This is a genomic window from Clostridium sp. CM039, from assembly GCF_055081075.1.
In genome coordinates, this window is record NZ_CM143649.1 from 2,081,645 (window position 1) to 2,097,402 (window position 15,758).

Here is a 15,758-nt window from a genome sequence, read left to right on the forward strand (position 1 = left end):
TTCTTCAACATTTAACAATAATTTATTTTTAAATGTTGCAAGAAATCTTAATAATGTGGAATACTAAATTAGTACTTATTTTATTATTGCTTTAAATAGATTGGAGGTGTATTAATTCATGAGAAAAAGCATTAACCGAATTCGTATTTCTATTATAATTTTTCCTTTTATTTTATTGTTGTGTTTATTTTGCTATAAACCAGATACTTTTTATATCAATAAAGATACTGCTATTCCTACAATATCTTTAGTAGATTCTGATAAAACTGAAGTTACAAAAGCACTCGAAGATATTTATAAAGAACGTTGCTCCATGTTTATTACTAAAGATCTTACTAATCTCCCTAATTATTTTGATACCTCTCAAAAACTTGGGAAATGGAGTTTAGAACATGAAGTAAAAAGATTAAGTTATTTTAATGATTGGTCAAGTCAAAGAGATATGAATTTTATAAAAGTTGAATCTACCCCCAAAGTTAGAAAAATAACTAGTACCAAAAGAGGCATTCGCTTATTAGTGGATGAATATTACAAATTTCAGTATTCTTATAAAAATGATATATCACCCACTACAAATGTTTTTGGAGTAGGATTAACACACTCTATTGAATTAATCAAAAAAGAAGGGAAATGGGTAGTTTATTCCGATTGGTATTTAGATTGCTTTGAAGATGCATTAAAATCTTATTTAGGTGAAATAAAAGACGTTAAACTTAATGCTGATAAACAGCCTATTTATAAGCTGGAAAATTGCCCTAAAATATCATCTGAATTAAAAGTTATTACCAAAGGTCATTATGACAAAATAAATGCTGTTAAATACGCAGATAAATATTGTGGAATACCATGGGCAAGTGGAAATTCAACAAAATATAATAAAAGGTACACAAACTATACCGGTATTGGTGGAAATTGTACAAATTACGTATCTCAATCAATGGGAGATAAAGAGGGTGGTGGCCTAAAATTTGATGGCACTTGGAACTGTACTTACAAAAAATATGACGGAGCTGACGGAAGCTCGGCATGGGTTAATGCTGATGCCTTTAAAAATTATTTACTTTATAGTGGCAGAGGAAAACTACTAGGAAAAGGGACATTTAAGGAATTAATTTCTCCCATTCCTGGTTATCCATGTGGTGCAGTACAAAAATTGGATATAGGCGATCTTATATGTTATGCCAAAGGTAGCGATATAGATCATTTTGCTATGGTTACCGGTTTTGATTCTCATGGTTATCCTCTTGTTAATACTCACACTATTGATAGATATCATGTACCTTGGGATTTAGGTTGGGGCGATAAAAATATTAATTTCTACTTAATACATGTCAAATAGTTTTAAACTCATATTCATTATTTTTATAAAAATCACACCCCATTTAACGGGCACAACTAAAAAAAAGTTGTAGGATCCATTTGATGGGGTGTTTTATATTTATCTAATTGATACTATTTTAAAAATATCAAATTTCATTATATGATGACTTAGTCCCTAATATTGTTGCTATTTTCTTTTCAACCATTTCATATAACTTTTCAACTTTGCTCTTTAATTTTAAATTATAAATATAACTTGTTACAAAAACAATTACATACGCTCCTATAATATCCATAGGATAGTGATGCCCAACATATACCCTTGAAAAACCCATAATAATTGATAATATTATCAATATTATACTAACCAACTTGTTATATTTTTCAATTCCTAATGCTACGCTCATTGTTCCTATAACATGATTACTTGGAAATGATGCATTTTTCGTATGAGGTAATAATAAATTCACCTTATTATGCACAAATGGTCTGTCTACGTAGTATATACCTCCAAAGATAAAAGCTAGTATTAAATTAATTACTGTAATAATAAAAGTATTAATAGCAACTTTTCTATAATCAGAATTATTTTTTATAATTCCTATAACAAATACTATTGCAATAACTGCCATAAATATATACGGTACATATTTTGCAAAGAAAATCATAATCCAATCTAATGTCATACTCTTACTTGCCAAATTATTTATTAATCTAAAAAATATCATATTCATTTCCGACTACTCCTTCTATAATATATTCTTATAAAAAATAGCTATATTTTTCATATACCCTTCCTGAAATATTGTAATTTATACAGTTAAATATCCATGTTTTTTCCCCTTTCGTTATATGGATCTTTAAACTTTTACCATATTTCATATTGTATACCTGTAAGATTAAAAATAGATTAAAAAATCCTTAGATTTATCTTAAGAATTATGATAGCTTATAATAAAAAAACACCTACATAACAAATAAATCTGAAATCTAGATGTTTAATATAACATTTATTTTTTTCCTGGTGTGAATTTAATACTAATTGATATAACCGTTATTATCCTCATTTTCTAAAAATAATTCTTCAGAGTCATGATCGTAATTAAACACCTCTGCATACCTACCCCAATCAATTATTGAGCCCATTGTATTTTCTACTTCATAAGTTGAAAAATGCTGCATAAATAGTTCCTTAAAAAATTCTTCTTTCATAGTCTTATTTCTCTTACTATTTAACACATTTTCAATAACCCTAAAAGTTGAAATATTTTTAATCTGATTTTTAAATATAGTTTTACTATCTTCTATATCAGCTTCAACGAATTCTTTTCCAAGCGTCGTAATAATTATATCACCCTCTTTTATTTCAGCGAAATTGAGCATACATGTACCTTCAATATTTGGAAGTAAATCATCACTCTCCATCATTAAATCACGTCCAAGCTGATAGATATCCATTTTGCCATCATTATCGTCAATAAGCTCAAGAAGACCTGACATAACTCCTATAGGAGCTTTCGGTATTAGAACAGGTTTTTCTTTATTTTCATTAATAGCTTCAGTTACTTCTTTGTCTTCTATCTTTTCTTCCAATTTCCCACTGGTTAAAACCTTATATATGTTATCTACAATACTTTCAAATTCAGGAGACTTCCTATTTCTTGGGTGAGGAAGGTCTACCTTTAATTCTGCAATTACCCTTGCAGGATTTTTGCTTAATATTATTATTTTATTAGCCATAAGTACTGCTTCTTCAATATTGTGAGTAATCATTATCACACTTTTCATTGGCATTCTTTTATCAGTCCATAAATCTATAAGTTCAGTTCTTAAATTCTCAGCGGTTAAAAAATCTAGTGCAGAAAAAGGTTCGTCCAAACATAGAAGTTTAGGTTCAACGGCGAGCGCCCTAGCAAATCCAACCCTTTGCCTCATACCACCTGATAATTCTTTAGGATATGCCTCTTCAAATCCATCTAGTCCTATAAGATTTATTAAATCTTCTGCTTTCTCTCTTGTATATTCTTTAGGAAACCCTTTAGCTTTAAGCCCAAGTTCTACATTTTCAAGTACAGTTAGCCATGGATATAAAGCAAATGTTTGAAATACTATAGATGCGTAGGGGTTAACGCCGTTAATCCTTTTTCCATCAAATAAAACTTCACCTTTATCAGGCTGAATTAGACCTGTTATTATTCTTAATATGGTTGATTTACCAGATCCAGATGGTCCGAGTATCCCAACAAAATCTCCTTCATTAATATCTATATTTATATTTTCAATTGTAGGCTTATCTGAACCTCCAAAATATTTAGTTATTCTATTTACTTTAATAAACTCTTTTACCTTTGCCATTACTAACACCTCTTTCTATCTTACTATAGTTCTATTTTATACTTCACTTCTGCTAAATTATACAATGGTTTCCAAATCAACTTATTGAATGTAACTACCATTATACACATAACGATTGTACTAAGAATAAGCATTGGAAAATCTCCGCTGTTACTTGCATCTGATATTAATGCGCCAATTCCTATAGTGCTAAATGTTTCGTTCCCAAAATTCACATATTCAGATACTATAGTGGCATTCCAGCATCCACCTGTAGCTGTAATCATTCCAGTTATGAGATAAGGAAATATTGCTGGTAGTATTAGTATCTTCCACTTTTTAAAGCCTTTAAGTCCAAAAGTCTTACTAGCTGCTACCAAATCCTCTGGTATTGCCATTGCTCCTGCAATTACATTAAACAATATATACCATTGCGTTCCCATTAACATCAGAAAGACTGATGCTATACTTAATCCTCCAACAGCACTCATAAATAATCCCAATACTACAGGAAATAGTGCAGTAGCTGGAACCGATGCTATAACTTGGATAATTGGTTGAAATATATTTGCTAACTTTTTATTCATTCCTATAGCAACTCCAACTGGTACTGTCCATAAAAGTGCTATAACTTGTGCAGCAAGTACTCTTAATAGTGATGCTCCTACTGCTGGAATAAACTTGCTTAATTCATTAAGAGAAACCGTAGATACAAGTTTTAACGCGTTAAATAACGAATAACAAAGTAAAATAATTATTATAATTCGTACTATTATGCTTATAAACTTCCCTAAAATACTAACCCTCGAATATTTGCTACTACTAAATCTGCCTATTAAATTATCAATAATATTATTAGCAAAAAATTTAATTTTACTAAATACCTTTTCTGATAGAAATTCAATAATCACTGAACGTCTTATCATTGTAAGAATGAAGGAGTGGGATTTTTCATCATTCCCAGTAAGCTCTACTTTGAATTTATCAGCCCATACAATTACAGGTTTCCAAACCAATTCGTTTAGCAGTACAATCACTAGTACTAATGTAATTATTCCCCACAAGAGTGCTTTTTCATCTCCCTCATTAGCTGCTGTTTGAAGATAAGATCCTAAACCCTCAAGTCTAAAATTTCTATCCTTTATGGTAAACATTTCACACGCCATTAGAAAGAACCAACCACCAGCCCAAGACATCATGCTATTCCAAACAAGACCTATAGCTGAAAATGGAAGTTCCATGGTTTTAAATTGTTGCCATTTACTTAATTGAAAAACTTCAGTTGCTTCTTTTAAATCTCTTGGAATATTCTTAATTGAATGATAAAAGCTAAAGGTCATATTCCATGCCTGCCCAGTAAAAATCAAAATAATTGAAGCAATTTCAATTCCTATGTTATTATTAGGGAATACTGCAACTAATCCCAAAACAACAGCTGGCAAGAATGAAAGTACAGGAATTGATTGCAAAATATCAAGTATAGGTACCAGAACCTTCTCTGCCTTTTCATTATGGGCAGCCATATATCCGTATATAAATGTAAATATTAATGATAAAATATATGCTGCCGTCATTCTTCCAACTGACTTAAGAGCATAAATTGGAAGCTTTGATAGACTCGTTGAAATCACTACACTTTGACCAGTTGAAGTATGGTTAATACTTGGTGACACCAAAATATACAATAATGCTATTATTGATGCAAATATTATAATGTCAAATAGTCCAAATTTTCTTTTAATAAAACTTACTGTATGTTTCATTTTAAAACCTCCTATGATTTGTATTATGAATTAAAATTAACACATCTCATAGTAATCTAAATAAACTTAATTAGTTAAATCATCGTCTTCGATGCTGCAACCTTATATTTCTACCATAACTAATACATATTTAATAAAACATACCTATCAAATAGCGATTGGCTATGGTAATGATATAAAATTCATTAAATTTGTTTATTAAATTACTATCCGCAGGGCCATCATCCATGTCAATCACCTCCTTAAATCATCTTCTGCGAAGCTGCAATATCAATGACTTCAGAAGGATATTTAGACTCCCACTGAAGTTTTTTCTTTGTTATAGTATGCAACTTCCACTTATAGACGTGGGAGACTTTCCTTCTAAAATATCATAAATCGAGTAGGAGCTAAATAATTAATTTATTTAGCGACCTCTCACACCACCGTGCATACCGTTCGGTACACGGCGGTTCAATAGAAATTAATGTTTTAATAAATATGTCTCAGATATAGAAACTAATCCTATATTTTTAAGGTATTTATTGGTCAATGTTTTGTTTAATATAGGGCTATTGGATGTTCTCCAATAGCCTTTCCTTGTATTTGCATATTGCAAAGCTTTATTGTTTGGTATTCCTAATTTAACAAGGTTCCCATATTTTGTTTTAATCTTTTTCCATTGTTTCCAAAAACACATTCTAATTCTTCGCCTTAACCATTCATCAAGTGTTTTAAGAATACTTTTAATGTCTGCAATAGCAAAATAATTTATCCATCCAACTATCACTTGCTTAAGTTTCATAAACCTATATTTCATGCTCATCGCATTACTTCTTGAAGTTAATTCTTTTAGCTTTGCTTTGAATTTGATTATAGGTTTTTGAGGAACTCTCATTCTGTATTCACCTTTTGCTCGGTAAAATGAAAATCCTAAAAATTTAAGTTTCCAAGGTCTATCTACTGTACTCTTTTCTTTATTCACTCTAAGCTTTAACTTTTCCTCAATAAATCTCGTAATACTCTTCATTACTCTATTTGCTGATTTCTCACTTTTGACGTATATATTCGCATCATCAGCATATCTACAAAAGTTTAGTCCTCGTTTTGTTAGTTCTACATCGAGTTCATGTAACATTACGTTACTTAATAATGGGGACAAAGGCCCGCCTTGAGGTGCTCCTTCTTCTGTATTCATAAATACCCCATTTATCATCACTCCACTTTGTAGATACTTTCGTATCAGAGAAATTACTCTACTATCTTTAATATCTTCCGATAGTATCCTTATTAATTTATCATGATTTATCGTATCAAAGTATTTAGAAAGGTCTATATTCACCGTCCATGTATGTCCAGCATTAATATATCCCCTACATTTTTCAACAGCTTGTTTTCCACTTCTTAAAGGTCTAAAACCGTAACTATTATCAGAAAATTTCTTTTCATATATTGGTATTAGAGTTTGTGATATCGCTTGTTGAATAACTCTATCTAATACAGTAGGTATTCCAAGTAGCCTAATTCCACCGTCAGGTTTTGGTATTTCTACCCTTCTTACGGCTAGAGGTCTATATCTACTTTCTAATAATGATTGCCTTAATTCTTGTCCATGCTCTTTTAGATAATGTAGAAGTTCATCTACTGTCAAACCATCAATCCCATGACTTCCTTTATTGGCTTTTACTCTTTTATATGCTTTATTCATATTATCTCTCGATAATATCTGCTCGAGTAAACCATTATCATATTCATTCACATCGTTTCTTCCTTCTTCTGACATAGAGGAAATACTATGCACTTCTACATTACCTTCGAGTTCCACTCTATTCTCTCGTAGAGAGCCTTCTTTATGAAGTTGTCTGCTTTTATCATATTTTCTCGTATCCTTCAAAATTCCAAACCTCCTATTGTTCAGTCCTTCCCACGCTAACGCGTTTTGCATGGTACTATGACGTCTGCTGACTTCTGATAGTTCAGCCATACATCACTGTATGGGTTGTTATTTCTAAATTCATATCCACAACTTACCTATCAGATCTCCCCGGGTAAGAACGCAATCTTTCACTCCATCTATCTGCTACATTTACACCACTTGTTTCGAATAGTTTTGGGCTTCGTTTTGTATTGCAAACTTACCCACAAGCATATGCCTTATATGTAGTTTCTGTTCGTCAGACCGGAGTTTGGCCGCCAACTTCCTTCAGATTCCATCTCACGATGGACACCCTTGTCTTAAGCTATGCACTTGGCACTATTAACCCGTGCTAGGGACTTTCACCCATTAGATTGCGCCCATGCCGGGCGCACAATAAAAAATCTCTCCACAACAAGTGAAGAGATTCAATACGAATCAAATAATACCTTCTCCACTCGTTGAGTTTTAGCACTGTAAAGCGTAGAACATAATCATTCATATTATCTATGAATGTTGTCAGCTACATTAAGTAAAACCTTAATCCGGTAGTACCTGCTGACCCATTGGCGTCTCTCGACATTTCTGGGCAGTAGCATATTTCTATACAGTAACCTCACCTAACAAGAATATAAAATTGTTATTCTCAATTAGTTTTAGTCTATATTTTTATAATATGCGTAAAACTAAAGTATGTCAATGATATTTTCAATAGTTTTTAATTGTTGTTATCAATTAGAAACCATTATTAATATCCCACACAGATACTTTATATCTTTAATTTAATAAAATAAACCACAGTATTATTTTATCCAGTTTTTTTAATATCATTCACTACAGTTTCGTCTTATTAATCAAAATCGATTTGGAACTTCTTGCATTAAATTAGAAAATGTTTCCCAGTATAACTTAATCACCATATAAGTTTACAACCCATATATTGAAATATAACTAATAAAAGGAGCGAACATATATGGCATTAATTTTATCAGCATTATCATTTAGCTTATCCAATAACCTAGATAATGCAGTTGTAGGAATAGCTTACGGAATAAAGAAAGTAAAGATAGGGAAAATTGCAAATCTTATAATAGCAATTGTATCATCTATAGGAACACTTTTATCTATGCTAGTTGGAGCATATATATCAAAATTTTTACCTCACTCTGTAGCTAATGCTTTAGGTGCTATAGTTATTATTACCTTGGGAGTATATCTTGTAATCCAGAGCATAATAAAATTTGCAAATAAAACCAAGTCAAAGGAGCTTGCTTTAAAAAACATTACTGATATGATTGATTATGCTGAAAAATCAGATTTAGATAACTCTGGTGATATAAATATGAAAGAGGCTTTCATTTTAGCATTAGGATTAACCTTTAACAATTTAGGAACCGGAGTAGCTGCAAGTATAACAGGAGTTAGTATTAAATTAACAGTCATATCTACATTTATATTAAGTATCCTTACAATTAAATTCGGTGTAGCTATAGGTGATCATATGTTAGGTGAAATTCTAGGTAAATATGCACCATTATTTTCAGGTATATTGCTAATAATACTTGGTATTACTGAATTCCTTAATTAACATTTTTACATTTGTAAATAAGACTTTGTTAAACTAAGTACGAAAAACACGAATGTCAAAATTTGGTATTTTTATTTTTCGTATTCTCTTAATAACAGTCCTCGTTTTTTACTATCAGTAACCATATTAAAAGAAAGTATATTAGTTGTAAAAATTCATACTGCTTTTCGATAATTGTAGACGTGTACATATGCAAAAAAACTAGCACTTAAAGTGATAATTAATAAGGACTATCATATGTTAATGCATATTATTCACAATTAATTCCCATTAATAACTATATTTGATTCTCAATTGATAATATTTTCTTGTAAAATATTCTTCAAAAATGCTTAACATTTCTATGTTTATAACATATAATAATTAATGTATTAGTTATTAATTGATAATGAGGTGTAATAAATGCAAAATAATTCATTAAAGGGTTTGAGTAATGAAGAGGTAAAAACTCTTAGAGAAAAATATGGTTTTAATGAGCTTGTAAAAATTAAAAAGTCTAATCCTATAATAAAATTTTTAAGTGTATTCAAAGAGCCTATGTTTTTATTATTAGCAGGAGCAGCAACCTTATATTTTATATTAGGTGAACCTCGCGAAGGTAGTATAATGCTTATTTTTGTTGTTTTTGTAGCAACTATAACTTTTGTTCAGGAATGGAAAACCGAAAAAACTATGGATGCTTTAAAAGATTTGACGGCACCCCATGTTATAGCCCTTAGGGATGAAAAAAAACAAGTAATTAAAAGCTGCGAACTTGTACCTTCTGATATAATTTTTTTATCAGAAGGAGATCGTATTCCAGCAGATTGTGAAGTAATACAGGAATCAAACTTTTCAGTGGATGAATCTTCTCTAACTGGAGAAAGCGAACCTGTATATAAGCTACCCACCGGAGCTATAGATTCCTCTAAGGAATACTGGAAACAGGATTATTTATATGCAGGTACTTTGTCTAATTTCGGGAAATGCACTGCTAGAGTAAGGACAATAGGCTTTGAAACGGAATATGGAAAAATAGGAAAAGCTATAAATGAAACAAATCAGGAACCCTCTCCTCTTCAAAAGAAAGTATCTAATTTAGTAAAAACATTAGCTATTGCTGGCTTTATTTTATGCATTATAGTAATAAGTTTTTCCTATATGCATACTGGTGAATTTGTTGAGAGTATACTCGCAGGTATAACCTTGGCTATGGCCATTATTCCAGAAGAGTTCCCCGTAGTACTTACAATCTTCTTATCCCTAGGCGCATTTAGGTTAGCTAAAAAGAACACCTTAATTCGCAGTATACCCGCTGTGGAAACTTTAGGTTCCACCACCGTTCTTTGCGTAGATAAAACAGGAACAATCACACAAAATATTATGAGGGTAAAAACTATATATAACAATAAATTTATAGACCCAGATAAACTTCTGGATAAAGATTTAGCTAAGCTTTTAGTTTTAGCTTGCGAAAAAGATCCCTACGATCCTATGGAAAAAGCAATAGTTGCAGCTGGCACTGATAAAATAGACATAAATGAGCTTTACAATCTTGAGTTAGCTAAAAAATATGCTTTTGATCCTAAAACCAAAAGAATGGCGAACATTTACAAAGAAAATGATACCTATTATATAGCAGCTAAAGGTTCCCCAGAAACTATATTGCCACTATGCAATTTAAGTCCAAATGAAGAAACCAAAATTTTAAATATTATCGATGATATGGCTAGCAACGGGTTAAGAGTTATTGTACTGGCTGATTTAGTAACTTGTACCCTTAAAGATAATTTAGAAGAGTATAGATTATGTTTTAAGGGATTAATCGGACTTCAAGATCCACCGAAAGAAAGCGTACAGGATGCTATAAATATATGTAAAAAAGCTGGAGTAAGAGTAATGATGATAACTGGAGATTATTCTAAAACAGCTATAGCCATAGGACATGAGATAGGTCTTAATTTTAATAACTCTGCTATTACTGGAGATGAAATTGATGCTATGACCGACTATGAACTTTGCGAGGCAGTGAAGCATTGTGATATTTTCTCAAGAGTAATTCCAGAACATAAAATGAAGATAGTTAAGGCACTTAAAAAGAACGGTGAAATTGTTGCAATGACTGGTGATGGCGTAAACGATGCCCCAGCTCTAAAAAATGCTAATATAGGTATTGCAATGGGCAAAAGAGGAACAGAGGTTGCGAAAGAAGCTGCCGATATGATTCTAATGGATGATAATTTTACAACTATAGTTCACTCCATAGAAGATGGAAGAAGGGTTTTTGATAACATTCGTAAAGCTATGGTATATATAATGATAATTCACATTCCTATTATGGCCTTAGCGTTATTTTCACCTGTTTTTAACTTACCACAAATATTACTACCTGTTCATATCGTTCTTTTAGAGTTAATTTTGGATCCAACCTGTTCTATAGTTTTTGAAGGTGAACCAGCAGAAGATTATATAATGGATCAGCCCCCACGCTTGCCAGATGAACCTCTACTAACGAGAGCATTAACAAAAAAAGTTTTATTACAGGGTACAACAATGTTTTTAGCAGCATTTTTACCTTTCCACTATATGGTTGACTCAGGTCTAAGTGCAGACTATGCAAGAACTTTTTCTTTAATGAGCTTGATAGTCGGAAATGTAATTTTAGTCTTAGTTAATAGATCCAACACTAAGTATCTATTTAGTATTTTTAAGGAAAAAGGTAGCAAAGCTAGACTTTACATTAATAGTTTAGCCTTAATGATGTTATTTTCAATAGTGTATATTCCAGCTGCTCATCCTATTTTTAAAACTGTAGCGCTGAATTTTAAAACCGCTATACTAGCCTGCATCCTTGGTGCTGCTTCTACTGGTTGGTGGGAAATTGTTAAGTTTTATAATAATCCAAAGAACAATAAAATTAAAAAATTAAAAAAAATGCCCTTTCCTAATTAGGATAACTACTGATAGTCTCCCAATTGCCTACAAAAAAAACAAACCCTATAGGTTTAATCCTATAGGGTTTATATTACTTTTTTTACTAGTTTCTGAATCCTCTGTCATTTTGTTGTTTTCTTGCTCTTCTGCAATCAACACATCTTTGAGGTTCATTGTCGAATCCTTTTTCTTTGTAGAATTCTTGTTCGCCTTCAGTGAATACGAAATCTTTACCACAGTCTTTACATACTAAAGTTTTATCTGCCATTTTAAACATTCCTCCTTTTTCAAATATTAAGATCTAACAATCGATTAACAATTATATTCTAAAAAGAGGATATGTTGTTATCTAGTTTAGTCTCAGTAATAACTGGCGTTAACCAGTTAATATAAATGTATTTTACCATACATATAAGTGAATAACAATACATTTTTGATTGTTCGCGATGAATTTTGTACTTATCCTATACGATTATAAATAATTTAATTTTATATTTACACCTTTACAATGTAATATTTATCCTCTATACTATATCTGTATCGCGTTCAATAATACAGTTGACACACTAGGATTATACATTTAAAATAAAAAAGAAAGGAGAAATAAGATGTTTGAATTAGATTTAAGAAGTCGTCTGCCCCTTTACGAACAACTAGTAGAAAAGTTTAAGCAGCTTATAATTAGTGACATATTGAAGCCTAATCACCAACTACCCTCAGTGCGCACTATTTCAATGGAGCTTACTATGAACCCCAATACTATTCAAAAAGCGTATAAAGAACTAGAAACACAAGGATATATTCACTCCATAAAAGGAAAAGGCAGTTTCGTTACTCCCTCCGCAAAAGTAGCAGATTCTGAAAAACTAAAGAAAATAGAAAATGAATTAACAAAAATACTGTCTGAAGCGATGTATATGGGGATGACAAAAGAATATATTTTAAAAATAATTTCACAAATACAAACTAATAAAAAGGAGGAATAAATATGATTTCAGTAAAAAATGTTTCTAAATCCTTTGCTGATTTAGAAGCATTACAAAATGTAAACCTTAATGTTAATAAAGGCTCTATTTACGGCCTTGTAGGTTCAAACGGTGCCGGAAAAACAACTCTTTTAAAGCTTTTAGCAGGTATCTATAAACAGGACACGGGAATAGTTCAAATAGCTGGTGAAAATGTATTTGAGAATGTATTAACCAAATCAGAAACTGTATTTATACCAGATTCCCTTTATTTCTTTTCCCAATATACAATAGATAATATGGCTAACTATTATAAAAATATTTATCCTAAATGGAACAATGAAAGATTTGAAAATCTAATAAAAGTATTTGATATGGATGTAAATAAAAAAATAAATAGTTTATCTAAAGGTATGCAAAGACAGGTTGCCTTTTGGCTTGCACTATCAACTATGCCTAAGGTTATGATTTTAGATGAACCACTTGACGGCTTAGATCCAGTTATGAGGCAAAAGGTCAAAAACTTAATAATCCAAGATGTGGCGGACAAAGAAATGACTATTATTATTTCTTCCCACAATTTAAGGGAATTAGAAGATATCTGTGACCATATAGGAATTCTTCATAAAGGAACTCTCATAGTAGAAAAAGATTTAGATGCGTTAAAATCTGATGTGCATAAAATACAAATTGCCTTTAAGGATAAAGTACCAAAAGAACTTCTTAGCGGTGCTAATATACTCCACAAGGAAGAAAGAGGAATAGTGCTTCTTCTAATTGTTAGAGGAAATAAGTCTGATGTTATTAATTACTTTAATAAATTTAATCCTGTGATTATGGATGTTCTTACTCTTACCTTAGAAGAAATATTTATATATGAAATGGGGGCCGTTAACTATGAAATTGAAAACATCATGCTTTAATAAAGGGGTACTCGTAAATGATATAAAACGCTTTGGCTGGATAGGCATATGTTACACAATATTTTTATTATTTGAAGTACCTTTTAAAATATTGATGATGAACGCTAGTAACACAGCTCATCCAGAGTATTCTTCATCAATGAAAGATATTTTTAATAATAACATACTATTGATGTCCACTGCAGTTATACCGGTTTTAACTGCTATACTATTATTTAGATACATACAAAACAAAAAATCTGTAGATATGATTCACGCTCTTCCTATAAAAAGGGTGAAGTTATATGATAACCATATATTTATAGGAATACTACTTCTTGTAGTACCAGTAATTATCACTGCACTTTCTGCATTATTGCTTAAAGAATCTTTAAATTTGAACACTGCTAATATTCACTTTACGGTTAATACTGTTATGTTCTGGGCCGGACTAACAATTTTATTTAATATTGTTATTTTTCTTTCAAGTGTTTTAGTTGGTATGTTCACAGGACTTTCAACTGCACAGGGAATACTTACGTATATATTTTTATATTTACCTCTTGGATTAACTGCCTTAATTAGTTATAATCTTGACTTCTTTATTTATGGTATTGCCAGTAACTATCTTATAAATAATAGCATAGAATTTTTTTCTCCAATTACAAGATTTTTAACTAATACACCAATGACTTCAATGGAAATATTTATATATATAATTTTATGTATTATTCTTTACCTTGTAGCTAGATTCGCATACCATAAAAGAAATTTAGAAGCTGCATCTAATGTTGTTGCTTTTAAACATCTACAACCTGTATTTAAATATGGCATAACCTTCTGCTGTATGCTAGTAGGTGGAACGTATTTTAAAAGCGGAGGCTATGATATACGCTTTATTATACTCGGATATGTTATAGGCTCTGTAATTGGATATATTATTGCAGAAATTATAATAACTAAATCCCTAAGAATTTTTAGAAATATAAAGGGGTATTTCATGTACGCAGGTATTATCGCCCTACTAGCACTTGTTATTAATTCTGATATTATTGGATATGAAAAACGAATTCCTACTATAGAAAATATCGACAGCATTGTTATAGATAATGGGTTCTATTATACAACTAGTTTAAAGGAGGACAACCCAATATCTGCTTATCATGAAATACAAACTCTTAATAACATTGTGAAATTGCATAGTAAGCTTATAACTGATAAAAAAACTTTAAAGTACGCTTCAAATACAAATAAGCAATTTGATATTCTATATAACTTGAAAAATGGAAAGCAAATAAAAAGACAATATAATATTCCACAAGATGAGTATGGAAAATATCTAAAACCTATATATGAATCAAAGGAATATAAAAAATTTCATAATAGTATTTTAAATACCGATTATAAATCCATTGATAAAATTTCAATTAACTCAAGATATGCAAATAATGGGATAACAATAGCAAACCAAACAAAAATTAAAGAAGCAACAGATATTTTGAAAAAAGAAGCTTTAAATGAAACTTATGAAAGCATCATAGATTCAAGAGATTCATGGGCGAACATTGATATATTATTATCAAATGATGAAAGAATAAATTTATCTTGGAAAAAATCCTATAAAGAATTTGAAAATTGGTTAAAACAAAATGGATACTATTCTAAGGCTAGAATTTTGCCTGAAGATATAGACTATGCTATTATAGAAAAAAGAAACCCTAGCAACCCCCATGGAGGAATTAATCTTTCGGATGAAACCGTCAATGTAAAAAGACTTAAAATCACTGATAAAACTAAGCTTGAAACCTGTCTAACAAACTACTCACAAAATGTTGAAGGACAGTATGCTTTAGGTCTATATATGAAAAACGGTGATGATATTACTTATTTAAATATTGAAACCGCATATGTACCTGATTTCGTTCGCGAATATTTCAAATAAAACAAGAAAATATGGGGACGGTTAATAACTAATTGAATGCAATTAGTTATTAACCGTCCTTTTTTTATATTTTTACCAAAGAAAGTTCAGATTTGGAGAGAGTATTTTAGGATGTTGAGCAAAATGTATATGATTAA

11 protein-coding genes and 1 riboswitch are annotated in these 15,758 nt (G+C 30.7%); of the genes, 6 read left to right on the plus strand and 5 right to left on the minus strand.

The annotated features are described in order from the left end of the window. Window positions 1–118 precede the first annotated feature (118 nt). A complete protein-coding gene (locus tag ACWJJ2_RS09805; RefSeq protein WP_462953186.1) occupies window positions 119–1,339 on the plus strand; it encodes an amidase domain-containing protein in 1,221 nt (406 codons plus the stop codon). Window positions 1,340–1,466: 127 nt separating this feature from the next. On the opposite strand, the gene ACWJJ2_RS09810 is transcribed toward ACWJJ2_RS09805, so the two are convergent. The 4 genes from ACWJJ2_RS09810 to ltrA all read right to left on the minus strand — a co-directional run bounded on the left by ACWJJ2_RS09810 (window position 1,467) and on the right by ltrA (window position 7,290). After that, window positions 1,467–2,054 (minus strand): phosphatase PAP2 family protein, encoded by a 588-nt coding sequence (locus tag ACWJJ2_RS09810; RefSeq protein ID WP_462953187.1) that lies wholly within the window; start codon window positions 2,052–2,054, stop codon window positions 1,467–1,469. Between the two features lie 304 nt (window positions 2,055–2,358). After that, on the minus strand, window positions 2,359–3,675 hold the full coding sequence (locus tag ACWJJ2_RS09815) for an ABC transporter ATP-binding protein (RefSeq protein WP_462953188.1): 1,317 nt from the start codon (window positions 3,673–3,675) through the stop codon (window positions 2,359–2,361). A gap of 23 nt (window positions 3,676–3,698) precedes the next feature. Beyond that, entirely contained in the window at window positions 3,699–5,417 is a 1,719-nt protein-coding gene (locus tag ACWJJ2_RS09820; RefSeq protein ID WP_462953189.1) for an ABC transporter permease, read from the minus strand. 463 nt (window positions 5,418–5,880) lie between these two features. Then, window positions 5,881–7,290 (minus strand): group II intron reverse transcriptase/maturase, encoded by a 1,410-nt coding sequence (gene ltrA, locus ACWJJ2_RS09825; RefSeq protein WP_462952630.1) that lies wholly within the window; start codon window positions 7,288–7,290, stop codon window positions 5,881–5,883. 466 nt (window positions 7,291–7,756) lie between these two features. Continuing rightward, window positions 7,757–7,946, minus strand: a riboswitch (M-box (ykoK) riboswitch). A 338-nt stretch (window positions 7,947–8,284) separates the two neighbouring features. Between ltrA and ytaF the strand changes: the two genes are divergently transcribed. Next, on the plus strand, window positions 8,285–8,899 hold the full coding sequence (gene ytaF, locus ACWJJ2_RS09830; RefSeq protein WP_462953190.1) for a sporulation membrane protein YtaF: 615 nt from the start codon (window positions 8,285–8,287) through the stop codon (window positions 8,897–8,899). 402 nt (window positions 8,900–9,301) lie between these two features. Next, complete coding sequence (locus ACWJJ2_RS09835) at window positions 9,302–11,830, plus strand: cation-translocating P-type ATPase (RefSeq protein ID WP_462953191.1); 2,529 nt, start codon at window positions 9,302–9,304, stop codon at window positions 11,828–11,830. A gap of 85 nt (window positions 11,831–11,915) precedes the next feature. On the opposite strand, the gene ACWJJ2_RS09840 is transcribed toward ACWJJ2_RS09835, so the two are convergent. Beyond that, window positions 11,916–12,080 (minus strand): zinc-ribbon domain-containing protein, encoded by a 165-nt coding sequence (locus ACWJJ2_RS09840; RefSeq protein ID WP_165413014.1) that lies wholly within the window; start codon window positions 12,078–12,080, stop codon window positions 11,916–11,918. A gap of 340 nt (window positions 12,081–12,420) precedes the next feature. Here ACWJJ2_RS09840 and ACWJJ2_RS09845 point away from each other — a divergent pair, with 340 nt between their 5' ends. From ACWJJ2_RS09845 to ACWJJ2_RS09855, 3 genes are read left to right on the plus strand one after another with little or no spacing between them, the layout of a single operon-like run. After that, entirely contained in the window at window positions 12,421–12,798 is a 378-nt protein-coding gene (locus tag ACWJJ2_RS09845) for a GntR family transcriptional regulator (RefSeq protein WP_462953192.1), read from the plus strand. A gap of 2 nt (window positions 12,799–12,800) precedes the next feature. Beyond that, window positions 12,801–13,700 (plus strand): ABC transporter ATP-binding protein, encoded by a 900-nt coding sequence (locus ACWJJ2_RS09850; protein WP_462953193.1) that lies wholly within the window; start codon window positions 12,801–12,803, stop codon window positions 13,698–13,700. Next, window positions 13,675–15,621, plus strand: coding sequence for a DUF6449 domain-containing protein (locus ACWJJ2_RS09855; protein ID WP_462953194.1), 1,947 nt, complete (start codon window positions 13,675–13,677; stop codon window positions 15,619–15,621). Before ACWJJ2_RS09850 ends, ACWJJ2_RS09855 begins: the two co-directional genes overlap by 26 nt. Window positions 15,622–15,758 lie beyond the last annotated feature (137 nt).